The sequence below is a fragment of the Gordonia alkanivorans genome, assembly GCF_004011905.1.
GTDB lineage: Bacteria > Actinomycetota > Actinomycetes > Mycobacteriales > Mycobacteriaceae > Gordonia > Gordonia alkanivorans.
Window position 1 is genome coordinate 463,626 of the sequence record NZ_CP027114.1, and the last position, 14,586, is coordinate 478,211.

The 14,586-nt window shown below is 67.2% G+C and carries 13 protein-coding genes and 1 riboswitch; of the genes, 4 read left to right on the forward strand and 9 right to left on the reverse strand.

What is annotated here, in order from left to right:
• Nucleotides 1–138: 138 nt before the first annotated feature.
• Nucleotides 139–486 (reverse strand): GNAT family N-acetyltransferase, encoded by a 348-nt coding sequence (locus C5O27_RS02115; RefSeq protein ID WP_127961799.1) that lies wholly within the window; start codon nt 484–486, stop codon nt 139–141.
• A 194-nt stretch (nt 487–680) separates the two neighbouring features.
• Nucleotides 681–795, forward strand: a riboswitch (TPP riboswitch).
• Here C5O27_RS02115 and thiC point away from each other — a divergent pair.
• Nucleotides 787–2,478, forward strand: a complete 1,692-nt coding sequence (gene thiC / locus C5O27_RS02120; protein WP_006356939.1) for a phosphomethylpyrimidine synthase ThiC — start codon at nt 787–789, stop codon at nt 2,476–2,478. It overlaps the preceding riboswitch by 9 nt.
• A complete protein-coding gene (gene thiD, locus C5O27_RS02125; protein ID WP_006356938.1) occupies nt 2,475–3,332 on the forward strand; it encodes a bifunctional hydroxymethylpyrimidine kinase/phosphomethylpyrimidine kinase in 858 nt (285 codons plus the stop codon). The genes thiC and thiD overlap by 4 nt, the downstream gene beginning before the upstream one ends.
• 120 nt (nt 3,333–3,452) lie before the next feature.
• Here thiD and C5O27_RS02130 read toward each other — a convergent pair whose 3' ends face one another.
• Genes C5O27_RS02130 through C5O27_RS02150 form a run of 5 tightly spaced genes read right to left on the reverse strand, consistent with a single transcriptional unit; the run spans nt 3,453 to nt 9,593 of the window.
• Nucleotides 3,453–5,105 carry an ABC transporter family substrate-binding protein gene (locus C5O27_RS02130; protein ID WP_035755246.1) on the reverse strand — a complete coding sequence of 551 codons (1,653 nt, stop codon included), beginning with the start codon at nt 5,103–5,105 and terminating at the stop codon, nt 3,453–3,455.
• On the reverse strand, nt 5,102–7,174 hold the full coding sequence (locus tag C5O27_RS02135) for a dipeptide ABC transporter ATP-binding protein (RefSeq protein ID WP_127961800.1): 2,073 nt from the start codon (nt 7,172–7,174) through the stop codon (nt 5,102–5,104). The genes C5O27_RS02130 and C5O27_RS02135 overlap by 4 nt, the downstream gene beginning before the upstream one ends.
• Nucleotides 7,171–8,169, reverse strand: coding sequence for an ABC transporter permease (locus C5O27_RS02140; protein ID WP_127961801.1), 999 nt, complete (start codon nt 8,167–8,169; stop codon nt 7,171–7,173). Before C5O27_RS02140 ends, C5O27_RS02135 begins: the two co-directional genes overlap by 4 nt.
• A 1-nt stretch (nt 8,170) precedes the next feature.
• On the reverse strand, nt 8,171–9,154 hold the full coding sequence (locus C5O27_RS02145) for an ABC transporter permease (RefSeq protein WP_075863617.1): 984 nt from the start codon (nt 9,152–9,154) through the stop codon (nt 8,171–8,173).
• A 49-nt stretch (nt 9,155–9,203) separates the two neighbouring features.
• Nucleotides 9,204–9,593 (reverse strand): SHOCT domain-containing protein, encoded by a 390-nt coding sequence (locus C5O27_RS02150; protein WP_127961802.1) that lies wholly within the window; start codon nt 9,591–9,593, stop codon nt 9,204–9,206.
• Between the two features lie 215 nt (nt 9,594–9,808).
• On the opposite strand from C5O27_RS02150, the gene C5O27_RS02155 reads away from it, so the two are divergent.
• Nucleotides 9,809–10,864: an LLM class flavin-dependent oxidoreductase gene (locus tag C5O27_RS02155; protein ID WP_127961803.1), complete on the forward strand. Its 1,056-nt coding sequence runs from the start codon at nt 9,809–9,811 to the stop codon at nt 10,862–10,864.
• A 6-nt stretch (nt 10,865–10,870) separates the two neighbouring features.
• Here the strand turns inward: C5O27_RS02155 and egtD are convergent, their stop codons facing one another.
• The gene (gene egtD / locus C5O27_RS02160; RefSeq protein ID WP_006356911.1) at nt 10,871–11,806 is read right to left on the reverse strand and encodes an L-histidine N(alpha)-methyltransferase; all 936 of its coding nucleotides are present in this window, start codon (nt 11,804–11,806) and stop codon (nt 10,871–10,873) included.
• The gene (gene egtB / locus C5O27_RS02165; protein WP_127961804.1) at nt 11,803–13,104 is read right to left on the reverse strand and encodes an ergothioneine biosynthesis protein EgtB; all 1,302 of its coding nucleotides are present in this window, start codon (nt 13,102–13,104) and stop codon (nt 11,803–11,805) included. Before egtB ends, egtD begins: the two co-directional genes overlap by 4 nt.
• Before the next feature lie 179 nt (nt 13,105–13,283).
• Between egtB and C5O27_RS02170 the strand changes: the two genes are divergently transcribed.
• Nucleotides 13,284–14,033 carry a Clp protease N-terminal domain-containing protein gene (locus tag C5O27_RS02170; RefSeq protein ID WP_075863614.1) on the forward strand — a complete coding sequence of 250 codons (750 nt, stop codon included), beginning with the start codon at nt 13,284–13,286 and terminating at the stop codon, nt 14,031–14,033.
• A 23-nt stretch (nt 14,034–14,056) separates the two neighbouring features.
• Here the strand turns inward: C5O27_RS02170 and C5O27_RS02175 are convergent, their stop codons facing one another.
• Nucleotides 14,057–14,551, reverse strand: coding sequence for a DUF5709 domain-containing protein (locus C5O27_RS02175; protein WP_006356908.1), 495 nt, complete (start codon nt 14,549–14,551; stop codon nt 14,057–14,059).
• Nucleotides 14,552–14,586: the final 35 nt, after the last annotated feature.

The window sequence follows — 14,586 nt, forward strand, 5'->3', positions numbered from 1 at the left end:
GATCACCGCCGAACAATACGTCCGCATCGGCACGCAAGGTCGTCGCCCGAGGGTACAAAACCTCGACCGCGGGTCACCCTGGCGTACAAGAACGCCAACGCCGGCAAGCGGCACCGCGGGCGCGCGGAAGCCGCCTGCTCACACCGGCGCGAGCTCGACGATCCCCGGGTGATGGTCGAGATAGTTCTTGGTGAACGAGCACACCGGCCGAAGCCGCGCGTTGCGTTCCCGGGCGAAGTGGATGACCGACCGGGTGAGACGGGTGGCGAGCCCGTGACCGCTGTATTCGTCGTAGAGAACCGTGTGCAGAACGGTGATGGTGGTCTGACCGTCGACAGTCTCGATCGAGTAGCCGAGCACCCCGACGAGATCCCCCGCGACCCAGAGTTCGAACCTCTCGCGGTCGGGATTGTGCACCACCTGAGCGATCTGCTGCAGAATGGATCGCGCCGACTGCGGCGGCCGATGCCGGTTCTTGCGTAACACCTACATCTCCTCACGTGATCACTGTGGCGGGTCACCGGCAGGACGTCGCGGCTCGACGCAAGGGCCCCTGTGACTAGGGTCACACCCTACCTTACGGTTCCGTAACTGCCGAGACCTCCCGGTGATCCGGTGCAGTGAGCATCTGGGCGCATCGTCAGGTGTTGACCGACGTTGTAGGGTGGCGAACGCAACACAATCACACACGCGGGGGCTCTCACGATGACCGAGGGCTGAGATGGCGACGGGCGGTCGCCGACCGCCCGAACCTGTCCGGGTAATGCCGGCGTAGGGAGAACCATCATGGGCACACGTGTATCCACCGCACCCACCACTGCGACATTCACAGACGGCGGTCTGACCACCGGGCCGATCGAGGGCAGCTCCAAGCACTACCTCTCCGTCGATCACCTCCGTGTACCGCAGCGCCGAATCCACCTGACGAACGGGGAACACCTCGACGTCTACGACACCTCCGGGCCGTACACCGACCCCGATGCCGTGATCGACGTGGAGCGCGGCCTGCCACCGACCCGGGACGCGTGGCACCGCCCGGAACCCGTCGACGGCGCGAGCACCCAACTCGCCTGGGCGCGAGCGGGGATCGTCACCGATGAGATGCGGTTCATCGCGGCACGGGAGGGCGTCGACCCCGACCTGGTCCGCTCCGAGGTGGCCATCGGCCGCGCCGTCATCCCGGCCAACCATCGTCATCCGGAGTCGGAGCCGATGATCATCGGCAAGCGGTTCGCGGTGAAGATCAATGCGAACATCGGCAATTCTGCGGTGCGCAGTTCGATCGCGGACGAGGTCGAGAAGATGGTGTGGGCCACCCGATGGGGCGCCGACACCATCATGGACCTGTCCACCGGCGCCGACATCCACACCACCCGGGAGTGGATTCTGCGCAACTCCCCCGTCCCCGTCGGGACCGTGCCGATCTATCAGGCCCTCGAGAAGGTGAACGGCGATCCCGTCGCTCTCACGTGGGAGATATACCGCGACACCGTGATCGAGCAGGCCGAGCAGGGTGTCGACTACATGACGGTGCATGCCGGGGTGCTTCTCCGCTACGTGCCGCTGACCGCCCGGCGGGTCACCGGCATCGTCTCGCGGGGCGGATCGATCATGGCCGCCTGGTGCCTGGCGCACCACGAAGAATCGTTCCTGTACACGCACTTCGACGAACTGTGCGAGATCTTCCGCCGCTACGACATCACCTTCTCCCTCGGCGACGGACTGCGTCCGGGGTCGATCGCCGACGCCAACGACGAGGCCCAGTTCGCCGAACTGCGCACCCTCGGCGAACTGACCTCCATCGCGAAATCCCATGGCGTGCAGGTGATGATCGAGGGCCCGGGACACATCCCGATGCACAAGATCGTCGAGAACGTGCGTCTCGAAGAAGAACTCTGCGAGGAGGCGCCGTTCTACACGCTCGGCCCCCTCGCCACCGACATCGCACCCGCCTACGACCACATCACCTCCGCGATCGGCGCGGCGATGATCGCCCAGGCGGGCACGGCCATGCTCTGCTACGTGACACCCAAGGAGCACCTCGGGCTGCCCGACCGGGACGACGTGAAGGTCGGCGTCATCACCTACAAGATCGCGGCCCACTCGGCGGATCTCGCGAAGGGCCATCCGCGGGCGCAGGAACGTGATGACGCATTGAGCAAGGCGCGCTTCGAGTTCCGCTGGGTCGACCAGTTCAACCTTGCCCTCGACCCGGACACCGCCCGCGAGTATCACGATGAGACCCTGCCGGCCGAGCCCGCGAAGACCGCGCACTTCTGCTCGATGTGCGGTCCCAAGTTCTGCTCGATGCGGATCTCCGCCGACGTGCGCGCCTACGCGGAGGAGAACAACCTGGTGACCGCCGAAGACATCGACCGCAAGATCGCCGAAGGGATGGCGGCGAAGTCGGCCGAGTTCGCCGAGGCGGGCAACCGCGTGTACCTGCCGCTCGAAACCGGTCCCGGAGGTTCTGCGTGACCGACGTCGAGTTGCTGCCCGTCGCAGCACCGGGAGAGACCCCGGTCCGCGTGATGACCATCGCCGGATCGGATTCCGGCGGTGGTGCCGGCATCCAGGCCGACATGCGCACCTTCGCGCTGCTCGGCCTGCACGGCTGTGTCGCGGTCACCGCGGTCACCGTGCAGAACTCGCTGGGCGTCACCGGTTTCCAGGAGATCGCACCGGAGACCGTCGCCGCCCAGATCGCCACGGTCGCCGACGACATCGGCGTAGGCGCCGCCAAGACCGGCATGCTGGCGTCTGCACCGATCATCGACGCCGTCGTCGCGCAATGCTCGGCGAGCGGTATCGGTCGCGACGGTTCCTCGCCGCTGGTCGTCGACCCGGTGTGCGCCTCGATGCACGGGAATCAACTACTCGCCGACTCCGCCCTGGACACCCTGCGCGACAACCTCTTCCCGCTGGCGACGGTGGTGACACCCAACCTCGACGAGGTGCGCCTCATCACCGGCATCGACGTCGTCGACACCGGCTCCCAGCGCGACGCAGCGAAGGCGCTGTTCGATCTCGGACCCGCGTGGGCGCTCGTCAAGGGAGGCCACCTGCGGTCGAGCGACCACTCCCCCGACCTGCTCTACGACGGCGCGGAGTTCATCGAGCTCAACCACGAGCGCATCGACACCGCCCACGACCACGGCGCGGGTGACACCCTCGCCGCGGCGATCACCTGCGCCCTGGCACACGGCTATTCGGTGCCCGACGCAGTCTGCTTCGCGAAGAAGTGGGTCACCCGCGGCCTGGCCGCCGCCTATCCGCTCGGCGCCGGCCACGGCCCGGTGAACCCGCTGTGGCGGGTGAGCGGCCCCTACTGACGCACCGCCGAGCGAACGATCTCGCCGATACGCACTTCGGTCCCGCGGTGCCGTTTCCTTCCCGCGTGCCGGCTAGCGCCCGCGGGAAGGAAACGGCACCGCGGGAGAGTAGGCGCAGACCTACTTCTCCCAGCCGATGTCCTCGATGGGACCGACGTAGAACTGTCCCGCTCCGTAATTGGCGAGCCCTTCCTTCACCGCGACCATGGACGGACCGTTGAAGAGGGGAAGGTTGGAGAACTGCGCGAAGGCCTCGCGCTCGAGTTCGTTCCCCGCCTTGATCTGGGCCATCGGGTCGCCGATCCTCGACATCGCACGGATCTGTGCGTCGAGTTCCGGGGACCCGGCACCGGCGGGGTTCAGCTGGGACCCCATGCACCACACCTGACAGAAGTAGGCCATGCCGAAGGGGTCGCTCGACGAGAAGCCGAGCAGGAGCACGTCGAACTCCTTGTTGACCACCACCTGTGAGAAGTCGGCCGACGGGCGTTGGCGGACAGCGAGGTCGACGCCCACCTTCTTCAGGATCGCCTGGAGCGCGCGTGACAGGTTCTGGGTCGTGGTGTCGTCGCCGATGTTGGGCAACTCCAGCGACAGCCGTCTCCCGTCCTTGCTGCGGATGCCGTCCCCACCCTCGGTCCACCCCGACCGGTCGAGCAGTTCCTCGGCTTTCGCCGGGTCGTAGGACAACACGTCCGACAGGTTGTCCTCGTATCCCGGTTGGAACGGGTACAGCGACAACGAACCGGGGAGTTCCTCCGTGTAGTTGAGGCCGGTGAACCTGATGCGCGACAGCGTCTCCCGGTCGACGGCGGAGAGCACGGCCTCACGGACGCGCCGATCGGACAGGATCGGGGTGTCGAGGTTGAGCACCAGCAACGACTGCTGCGGTGCGGCCGCGGTGCGAATGTCGATGCCGTTCATCGTGAGTGCCCGCGCGCGCGCGTCTTTGGCGGCCACCCCGGTCGCGTCGATCTCGCCGTTCTGGAAGGCGTTGAGCGCCGCCTGGGACTCCATCTGCCGGAAGATCCGTCGGTCGAGTTTGCCGGGTTTTCCCCACCACTTGGGATTTCGTTCGAAGACGACGGTCCCGTTGTCGGCGTCGTAGGAGGCGATCGTGAACGGTCCGGCGCCCCATTCGGGATGCGGCTTCCGGACATAGCCCTCGTTGTAGACGTCGGGATCGGCGGCCTTCGGGTGGAGCACGACGTTGAACAGGCCGTCGGGCCAGGCGTAGACGCCGTCGAAGCGCACGACGACCTCACGGTCGTCGGCGCCGCGGGTGACCGAGGCGATCTGGCTGTACCCGTCGGTGGAGCTGACGATGTAGCGATCGTCGATGCCCCGGCTCGTGCGCCAGGTCTCGACGAAGGCGCGGTAGTCGATCGGTGTGCCGTCGTTGAAGAAGGCCTTCGGGTTGATGGTGTAGGTGACCACGGTGTCCCGGCCGACGACCTCGGTACGGACGTCGGTGAGGTAGTCGGGATTCGGCGCGTACTGCCCGTCCGGCGAGAAGTAGGCGAGCACCGGGTTGTACCAGCGCCACAAGGCCAGGGTGTAGGCGTTGCCGTCGGCGTGGAAGGTGTTCCACTGGGCCGATACCTCCGCGAGCACGGTCGTGAGACTGCCGCCGTCCTCGAGATTCTCCCGGGGTTGCAGGTTGAGCGAGGCTCCTTCGGTCTTCACCGCCCCGGTGTCGATCGCGGCACCGCAACCGGTGATGCAGGCGATGGTCACGGCCATCGCGGCGATGATCACCGACCAGCGCTTCACCGGTCCACCTCCAGGAAATGGCATGCCGCTCTGTGGTCGACAGCAGGAGGCCCGTGCCGATCCGTCGGCCGCAGTAGGGGTACGACCGTCCGACACCGCTCGCGACGCTCCTCGCCGAGCCGGGCGTGCAACGGGCACCGGGTGGTGAAACTGCATCCGACGATCTCGTCTGTCGCACTGGGCTGTTCGCCGGTCAGGACGATGCGCTGCCGCTCGCGTTCGACGCGCGGGTCCGGAATGGGCACTGCCGACAAGAGTGCCCGGGTGTAGGGATGCGCGGGTTCGGCGAAGACCGCCTCGGTGGGCCCTGACTCCACGATCGAACCCAGATACATCACCGCGACGCGGTCGGCGAGATGTCGGACCACGGAGAGATCGTGGGCGACAACCAGATACGCCACGTCGCCGTCGGCTTGGAGGTGGCGGATCAGGTTGACGACGTCCGCCTGCACCGAGACGTCGAGGGCCGACAGCGGCTCGTCGAGGACGATCAGATCGGGGTCGGTGGCGAGTGCCCGCGCGATGGCGAGACGTTGTCGCTGGCCGCCGGAGAAGGCGGCGGGGAAACGGTCGGCGTGAACGGGATCCAGCCCGACGCGCCGCATGAGACCCGTGACCCTCTCCTCCGTCTCCGCTCTCGGGACCCCCAGCGCGCGAAGCGGTTCGGCGATGATGTCGAAGGCGGTGAACCGAGGGTCGAGCGCATCCGACGGGTCCTGGAAGACGATCGACGTCTTCTGGCGCAACGCGCGGGCCTCGCGTGAACGGACCGCCGCCGGGTCCACCCCGCCGATCCGGACGACGCCCTCGGGCTGCGCGAAGTCCATGATCTCCAGCAGAGTCGTCGACTTGCCGCTGCCCGACTCTCCGACGAGGGCCATCGACTCACCGCTCCGGATGTCGAAGCTGATCCCGTTGACGGCCCGCACCGAACCCACCCGACGCTTGAGGAAACCGCTCGTCAGCGGGAAGACCTTGGTCATGTCCACCACATCGAGGACGGTCGCACGTTCCTGCCGGTCGGTCACTGCCGGCGACGCCGCCGGCACATCGGGCGGCGGGAACACCGGCTCACCACCGATCCGGCCGTCGCCGTCGATCTCCCCTACACGGATACACGCCGCCCGGTGGCCGCCGGCCACCTCCGCCAGCGCCGGTTCGCTCCCGCGGCAGTCATCGATCGCGACGGGACACCGTGGCGCGAACTGACATCGGTCTGCCACGTCGATGAGAAGCGGAGGCGTCCCAGGGATGGGGATGAGTGCATCGGTCCGATGGTCCACCCGCGGCACCGCTCCCAGCAATCCGATCGTGTACGGCATCCGCGGTCCGCCGAAGAGCGTGTCGACGTCGGCGGTCTCCACCGCCCGCCCGGCGTACATCACCACTACATCGTCGGCATGACCCGCGACGACGCCGAGATCGTGCGTGATCAACAGCATCGCGGCGCCGCTCTCCCGTCGCGCCGTGGCCAGCACATCGAGGATCTGTGCCTGGATGGTCACGTCGAGCGCGGTGGTCGGTTCGTCGGCGATGATCACCGACGGGTCGTTGGCGATCGCCATCGCGATCATCACACGCTGCCGCATCCCGCCGGACAACTCGTGCGGAAAAGCCCTGGCGCGTCGCTGCGGATCGCCGATCCCGACCAGGTCGAGCAGTTCGACCGAGCGCGACCAGGCCTGTTTGGCGGTGATGGACTGATGGGCCCGCAGCGCCTCGGAGATCTGCGCTCCCACGGTGAACACCGGGGTCAGCGACGACAGCGGGTCCTGGAAGACCATCGCGATCTCCGAACCCCGGACCGCGGACATCTTCTTGTCCGACAACCCGATCAGTTCTCGACCCCGCAGTGCGACCGATCCGCTGATGTGCGCACTGTCCGGTAGCAGTCCCGAAACCGCCAGTGCCGACACCGATTTCCCTGATCCGGATTCGCCGACGATGGCGGTGGTCCGGCCGGCCCGCAGGTCGAAGTCGAGACCGCGGACGGCGGCGACGACGCCTGCCTCGCTGCCGAAATCCACTGTCAGGTCCCGGACCGTCAGCACCGCATCGGGATTCGTCATCGACGGGCACCTCCACTCGACGAAGGGTCGAAGGCGTCGCGCAGGCCATCGGCGATGAGCGCCATCGAGACCGTGAGGAGCGCCAGCGCGGCCGCGGGGAACCAGAACAGCCACGGCGACGCGGCCAGCGTCCCGGCACCCGCCTGCAGCAGTGAGCCGAGGGTGACGTCGGGGATCTTCACACCGAACCCGAGGAACGACAGCCCGGTCTCGGCGAGCACCGCGGCCACCACGCCGAGGGCGAAGTTGATGACCAGCAACGACGCGATGTTGGGCAGGATGTGCCGGAGGATGATGGTCACCGGGGACACGCCCAGATACTTTGCGGCGGCGACATAGTCGCGCTCGCGGACGGTCAGCGCCAGGGAATGGATCACGCGCGCCAGCATCATCCAGCCGAACGCGATGAGCACGACGATCAACCACCGCCAGTCACCACCGGTGCTGTTGGAGACCAGGGCGAGGATGAGGAACGTCGGCACCACGAGGAGCAGGTAGACGACGCCCAGGACGACGCGCTGCACCCAACCGCCGAAGTAGGCGGCGAGCCCGCCGAGGAACGCGGCGATCGCGGTCGTCCCGATCGACACGGCCAGGGCGATCGTCAGCGAACGTTGGAGTCCGTGCACCACCTGCGCGTAGAGATCGTTGCCGGCGTCGTTGGTACCGAACCAGTGGGCACCATCCGACCCGTGCGTCGACGGCGGGAAGCCGATCGCCAGGAAATCGGTGTCGGTGTAGGAGTACGCGGTGAACAGTCCGCCGAAGACGGCGAACAGCACGAGCAGGACGAAGATGGCCAGGCCCAGCAGCGCGGACCGGTTGCGCGCGTACCGTCTGGCGAAGATCTTGACCCGGCCGCTGCGCCGCCGGGCCAGTGGCGCCGACGCGGTGTCCGATTCGTCGAGGACACCGCCTGTCTCACCCATGATCGGGGCGGTCGCGTCGAGGTGACCGGACTGCGGCCCGCGCGGTTCCGGCGGCATCATCGCCATCTCAGCTCACCCGGACTCTCGGATCGAGGTAGACCACGGCGAGGTCGGCGAGGATCGCACCGACCGCGGTGGCCAGGGCACCGAATGCGGCGACGGCGACGACGCCGTGGATGTCGTTGGTGTTGATCGAGGTGACGAAGTACCGGCCCATCCCCTCCCAGCCGAAGATGGTCTCGGTGAGGACCGCGCCGGTGAACACCGCGGGGATCGCGAAGGCGATACCGACCGCAACCGGGATGATGGCCGTGCGCAACGCATGTCGTCGAACCGCCACCCCACGGGTGAGTCCCTTCGCACGTGCCGTGCGGACATAGTCGGCGTTGATGGTGTCGAGCACCATCGAACGCTGGAGCAGATGCAGTCCGGCGTACTGGATCACGACCAGGGTGATGGTCGGGAGGATGAGGTGCTGGATGCGGTCCAGCAGCACCGGGAAAAATCCCTCGACCCCCACGCTGGCGGCCCCGGAGACGTAGACGACGCTGTGGCCGAGGGACTGATTGAGCGAGATGGCGGCGAGCACGATGCCCAGGCCGACGACGGGAACCGGCAGGTTGATCATCGCTATCGAGATGAACTGCCACGCACGGTCGGCGAGCTTGTACTGGCGGAGGGCCGTGTAGACGCCCAGGGCGATACCCAGCAGGGTGGAGATGACGGTGGCGGCGGCGAGCAGCTGCACCGAGGAGACCAGCCGGAAACCGATCTCGCTGTTGACGCTCTCACCGACCGGCGTCGACCCCCAATCCCAGTGCAACACCACGCCGGTCAGCCAGTTCCACCAACGTTCGACCAGCGGGGTCTTGTCGTTGAGGTTGTGGGAGGACAGCGTGGCGTCGACGACGCTCTCCGGCAACGGGGGTCGCCGGACGGCGTAATTGGATCGGGGGTCGAGGAACCAGGTGGCCAGGAAATAGGTCAGATTGGTTGCGAGGAAGACGAGGACAGCCCAGGCCGCGATGCGTTTACACAGGTATCCGATCACCGCGGCTCCAGGTCGTCGTCAGGTCGGTGTCACCCGACCGTAGCGTGACTCAAGCCGCTCCGCCGTGAGCCTTCGCCTTGAGGTGCTCGAACTCTTCGGGGGTGATGGCACCGGAGTCGAGGAGAGCCTTCGCCTCGGTGATCTGCTGGGTCGGAGAGGTTCCCGCCACCGACTTGATGTACTCGTCCGACGCCTGCTTGGCCTCGGTGAAGGCCTCGCGCTGACGTTCGGCCATACCCTTGCCCTTCGCCAGCAGGTACACGATGGCGGTGATGTACGGGAAGATGATCAGGAAGACCACCCAGACCGCCTTCTGCCACCCCGACGCCTTCTTGTCACGGAACAGGTCGGTGATGATGTGCCACAGGACGATCAGGTACGCGACGAACGCGAAGATGACGATGGTGTACCAGATGAAGTCCCAGAATGAGTCCCACATGAAGGTCTCCTCTTTCTAGAAGAAAAGGACCACTTCACAATGGCCCCCTGACGGATAGAAGCATGGCACAGCAATACCCTCGGTACTGCTCTGTCAGGCCAAAGTGGCCGTGAGAACTATTAGCACGAGTCAGCGGTGCACCATTTGCCGCATATGAGAATGTGTCCCATAAGCAGTTCCGGCTCGGAGCAGAACCGGACGAACAGAGAGACGCGATGGAATCACACACGGCCAGGCATGAACTCGAGTTGGGCTTGGACACCTTCGGTGACATCACCGCGGCACCCGATGGCAGCCCGCTTTCCGACGCGCAGACCCTGCGCGACGTGCTCGACCAGGCGGTCCTGGCCGACGAGGTCGGCGTCGACTTCCTCGGCGTCGGCGAACATCACCGCGCGGACTACTCCGTGTCCGCACCCGAGGTGGTCCTCGGCGCCATCGCCGCGCGCACCGGCCGGATGCGCCTGGGATCGGCCGTGACCGTCCTGAGCTCCGACGACCCGATCCGTGTGTTCCAGCGGTTCTCGACCGTCGATGCCCTCTCCTCGGGCCGCGCCGAGGTGATCCTCGGCCGCGGCTCGTTCACCGAGTCGTTCCCTCTTTTCGGCTACGACCTCTCCGATTACGAAGAGCTGTTCGCCGACAAACTCTCCCTCTTCGCCGAACTGCGCACCGGCAACCCCGTCACCTGGTCCGGCTCGACGCGCGGCCCGCTACGCGCTCAGCCCGTGTTCCCCCAGCTCGAGAATCCCCCGCTGCCCACGTGGATCGCAGTGGGCGGCAGCCCCGAATCCGTGGTGCGCGCAGCGTCGTACGGGCTTCCGCTGATGCTGGCAATCATCGGCGGCGACCCGCTCCGCTTCCGCCCCTATGTCGACCTCTACCACCGCGCTCTCGCCGACTTGGAGAAGGACGCCCTCCCGGTCGGCGTGCACTGCCCGGGACACGTCGCCGACACCGACGAGCAGGCACGCGAGGAGTTGTGGCCGCACTATCGGGGATACGTGGCGCGGATCGGGCGCGAACGAGGGTGGCCACCGCCCAGCCGTTTCGAGTTCGAGCGGTCCACCGGGCCCGACGGCGCACTGTTCGTCGGATCGCCGGAGACCGTCGCCCGCAAGATCGCCTCGACATCGAAGGCTCTCGGGCTGAGTCGCTTCGACATGAAGTACTCCCACGGCACCCTGGGCCATACACAGCTGATGCGCAGCGTCGAGCTGTACGGCACGAAGGTCATCCCGCGGGTGCGCGAGCTGCTCGCCGAGGGGTGAGCGGTCTCAGCGCCGACTGAGCGTGAGCGCGAAATCCCCGGCCGGGTCGGTCCACACGGTGACCACCTGGAGTCCGGCGGATTCCAGTTCGTCGCGCAGTGCGTCGGGCTCGAACTTCGTGCTGATCTCGGTGTGGATCTCGGTGCCGGCCGGCAGCCGCCACGCCCGGCCCAGGACCTCGAAGTAGGCGTCGATGTCCCGGCGGGCGCGCAGCCACATCTCGATGCGGTGTTCGCGCGGGTTCCATCGCGCGATGTGTTCGAAGTCGTCGGCGTACAGGCCGCGGGCGTCGAGCCCGGTCCGCAGGACCTCGATGAGGTTGCGGTTGAAATCGGCTGTGACACCGGCCCTGTCGTCGTAGGCGGCGACGAGCCGGCCGGTGTCTTTGACGAGGTCGGTGCCGAGCAGGAAGAAGTCGCCGGGCGAGAGCGCCTTCGCCAGGCCTTGATAGAACGCGCGCCGCGCGTCGGGGTCGAAGTTCCCGATGGTGCCGCCGAGGAACACGGCGAGGCGGGGGCCGTCGGCGTCGGGCAGACGCAGATCGGGTTCGGTGAAGTCCGCGACCACCGGGACGACGTCGATCCCCGGGTAGTCCGCGGACAGCACGTCGGCCGTGGTCGTGAGCATCTCGGTGCTGACATCGACCGGTACGTAGGTGAATCGCTCGGCGTCAGGGGTGGCGGCGCTGAAGGCATCGAGCAACAGCCGGGTCTTGGTGGAGGTGCCCGAACCCAGTTCGACCATCACCTGTGCCTGTGTGGCATCGGCGATCTCGGCCGCACGCGCGCGCAGGATCGCGGTCTCACGACGTGTCGGGTAGTACTCGGGCAGCCGGGTGATCTCGTCGAAGAGCTTGCTCCCGCGCTCGTCGTAGAGCCATTTGGTGGGCAGCGTCGGCGGGTCCTGCCACAACCCCGAAAGTGCATCCGCGGCAAGAGTCATCGGGCGAGCCGCAGTCCCGAGAACACCCACCGCGACGCAGCGGGGAAAAAGTTCCGGTAGGTGATCCGCTCGTGGCCGACCGGGGTCACCGCGCTCGCGCCGCGCAGGACGTGCTGGTCGGACATGAACTTGCCGTTGTACTCGCCCACCGCCCCGTTCGCCGGGACGAATCCCGGGTAGGGCAGGTACGCGCTGGCCGTCCACTCCCAGACGTCACCGACCATCGCCGAACCGGCCCGACCGGGATGACATCGGCCAGGGTCGAGGAGCCGGCCACGCGCGTCGCCGAGTGTTCCCGCGGCGACCTCCCATTCGAATTCGGTGGGGAGGCGCGCGCCGGCCCAGCGGGCATAGGCGTCGGCCTCGTAGAAGGACACATGGGTCACCGGCTCGTCGAGCACGACCGGGCGGCGCCCGGACAAGGTGAAAGTGGTCCAGCCACCGTCCTCTTCGCGCCAGTAACCCGGTGCATGCCAGCCTGTTTGGTTGACCGTGCCCCACCCGTCGGAGAGCCAGAACTCGTGGCGTCGGTATCCGTCGTCGGCCATGAACTCCAGCCAGTCGGCGTTGGTCACGAGCCGGTCGGACACCGCGAAGTCCTCGAGATACACACGGTGCCGGGGCCCCTCGTTGTCGTAGGCGAATCCGCTTCCGACAGCACCGACCTCGTGCACACCGCCGGCGAACTCACGCCAGCCCATCGGCGCGACCTCCCCGGGCACATCGGGTTCACGGTCGACGTACACCGGCCCGAACGCGTGCGTCGAGAACAGGTGCTTGATGTCCATGAGCAGCAGTTCCTGGTGCTGTTGTTCGTGATTGCAGCCCAGTTCGACGAGGTCGAGTGCGGCGTCGTCGAGTCGGCCGGACTCGAGGGCCGCGACCATCGCCGCGTCCACGTGTTCGCGATACCGCGTCACGTCACGCACGCCCGGTCGGGTCACCAGGCCGCGATCGGGACGAGGATGCCGTTCTCCCACCGTCTCGTAGTAGCTGTTGAACAGGTACCGGAACGTCTCGTCGTAGACCGCGTAGTCCGGGTCCCGGCGGAGGATGAACTCCTCGAAGAACCAGGTGACATGCGCCCGATGCCATTTCGCGGGACTCGCCTCGGTCATCGACTGCGGCGTCTGGTCTTCCGGCGAGAGCCGTTCGGCGAGAGCATCGGTCCGCGACCGCACGTCGAGGAAGCGGCGGACGGTGTCGGAACCGCCCGCGCCCACTCCAGGGGGTTCGACATCCGGGGACCCCGCTCCCGATCGCGGATCGGGGCGGACGGTGGGTTCGGTGATGCTCACTGGAAAGCCTCCCGTGGCAAACGAAGGAGTGTGCGGCGGCGTCTTGGGCGAATCTCCGCATCCATCGTCACGACGGTTTCCATCTCTGTCAACGATGGTCGGTCTTGCGTCCGGCCCCCGAACACACCAATCGTCAACCGAGGGTTGACGACCGAGTCCCGTCAACCTACGGTTGACGCATGGCAAAGAATCGCATTCCCGTTCGCCTCGACGACCTGATCGCCGCGATCCGCAAGGTGCACGACGACCCGCTCGACCAACTGTCCGATGCGGTCCTCGCCGCGGCCCACCTCGATGAGGTCGCCGACAGCCTGATCGGCCATTTCGTCGACCAGGCTCGCCGCTCCGGGGCCTCGTGGACCGCGATCGGAACCAGCATGGGCGTCAGCAAACAGGCAGCTCAGAAGCGATTCGTCGACCGGGTGTCGACGACCGGCGATGCCGGGGCGGGACCGGCCGACGCGTCGGACCCGTTCTCGAGGTTCACGCCCCGCGCGGCGAATGTCCTGATGGCGGCCAACGGTGCGGCGGCCGCGGATCGGGCCGAATTCGTGACCCCCGCCCACGTGGCCGCGTCGATGAGCGTCGATCCGCGGGCCCTGGTCTTCGTGGTGCTGCGGGAGTTCGGCGTCGACGTCGAGGCGTTCACGGAGGCCATGGCGCCCCTCGTCCCGGCGCCGCGGGACATCCCGGATTCCGAGGCGTCGACCGTCGTGCCCTATGACGACGCGGCCAAGGCCGTCCTGGAGGCGACCGTCGGCGTCGCCGTCGACCTCGGGCACAACTACGTCGGCACCGAACACCTGCTGCTCGGGCTGTTCGCCGACGACTCGGTGGCCGCCGCGCTCACAGACCTCGGGCTCGACAAGACCGCGATCCGCGACACGATCATCGTGACGCTCGCGCAGTTCACCCCGCCGGCCGAGTAGCTACTCCTGAGCCGGCCGAGTAGCTACTCCTGGTCAGAGATGTAGTGCACCGCGGCTTCTTCGGCCGAGGCGCCCGCGCCGTCGATACCCGCGTCGGCGGCGATGGCCTCGGGTTCGGTGTCGATACCCGAACCCTCGTCCGGCGCGATCAGCCGACCGGCTCGTCGGTCACCGACCTCGTGGTCTTCGTCGAACTCCTCGCTCCGGTCGGAATCATGTGCGCGCCAATCCTTTTTGGCGCGCTCGTCGGCGGTGATCTCGTCGAGCGGATCGACCGCCCCGACGTCGGGCTCCTCCTCGGCCAGCCGCTCGTCGAGGCTCTCGCCCTCGCGTTGCTCCTGGGCCGTCAGCCCGTGGACAGCACCTTTGGGCCGGTAGTCGGGTGGTGAGAATCCCTCGTCGAGGACGTCGTCGACGCCGCGGTCGACCAGGGTGTCCTCCGGCTGGAGTTGATCGTCCTCGTCAAGGCTGTACTCGCCGTCGGAGCCTTCGGGGGTGCTGCCGATGTCGTCCTTCATCCTTGTCACGATGCCAGCCCGTCGTGGCCTGTGCC

Excerpts from the sequence above, each read along its gene's own strand:
- egtD (WP_006356911.1), bottom strand. The coding sequence starts at position 11,806 with ATGACTCTTGCCGCGGATGCACTTTCGGGGTTGTGGCAGGACCCGCCG.
- thiC (WP_006356939.1), top strand. The coding sequence starts at position 787 with ATGGGCACACGTGTATCCACCGCACCCACCACTGCGACATTCACAGAC.
- C5O27_RS02135 (WP_127961800.1), bottom strand. The coding sequence starts at position 7,174 with ATGACGAATCCCGATGCGGTGCTGACGGTCCGGGACCTGACAGTGGAT.
- C5O27_RS02140 (WP_127961801.1), bottom strand. The coding sequence starts at position 8,169 with ATGGCGATGATGCCGCCGGAACCGCGCGGGCCGCAGTCCGGTCACCTC.
- C5O27_RS02175 (WP_006356908.1), bottom strand. The coding sequence starts at position 14,551 with ATGAAGGACGACATCGGCAGCACCCCCGAAGGCTCCGACGGCGAGTAC.
- C5O27_RS02170 (WP_075863614.1), top strand. The coding sequence starts at position 13,284 with ATGGCAAAGAATCGCATTCCCGTTCGCCTCGACGACCTGATCGCCGCG.
- C5O27_RS02150 (WP_127961802.1), bottom strand. The coding sequence starts at position 9,593 with ATGTGGGACTCATTCTGGGACTTCATCTGGTACACCATCGTCATCTTC.
- C5O27_RS02155 (WP_127961803.1), top strand. The coding sequence starts at position 9,809 with ATGGAATCACACACGGCCAGGCATGAACTCGAGTTGGGCTTGGACACC.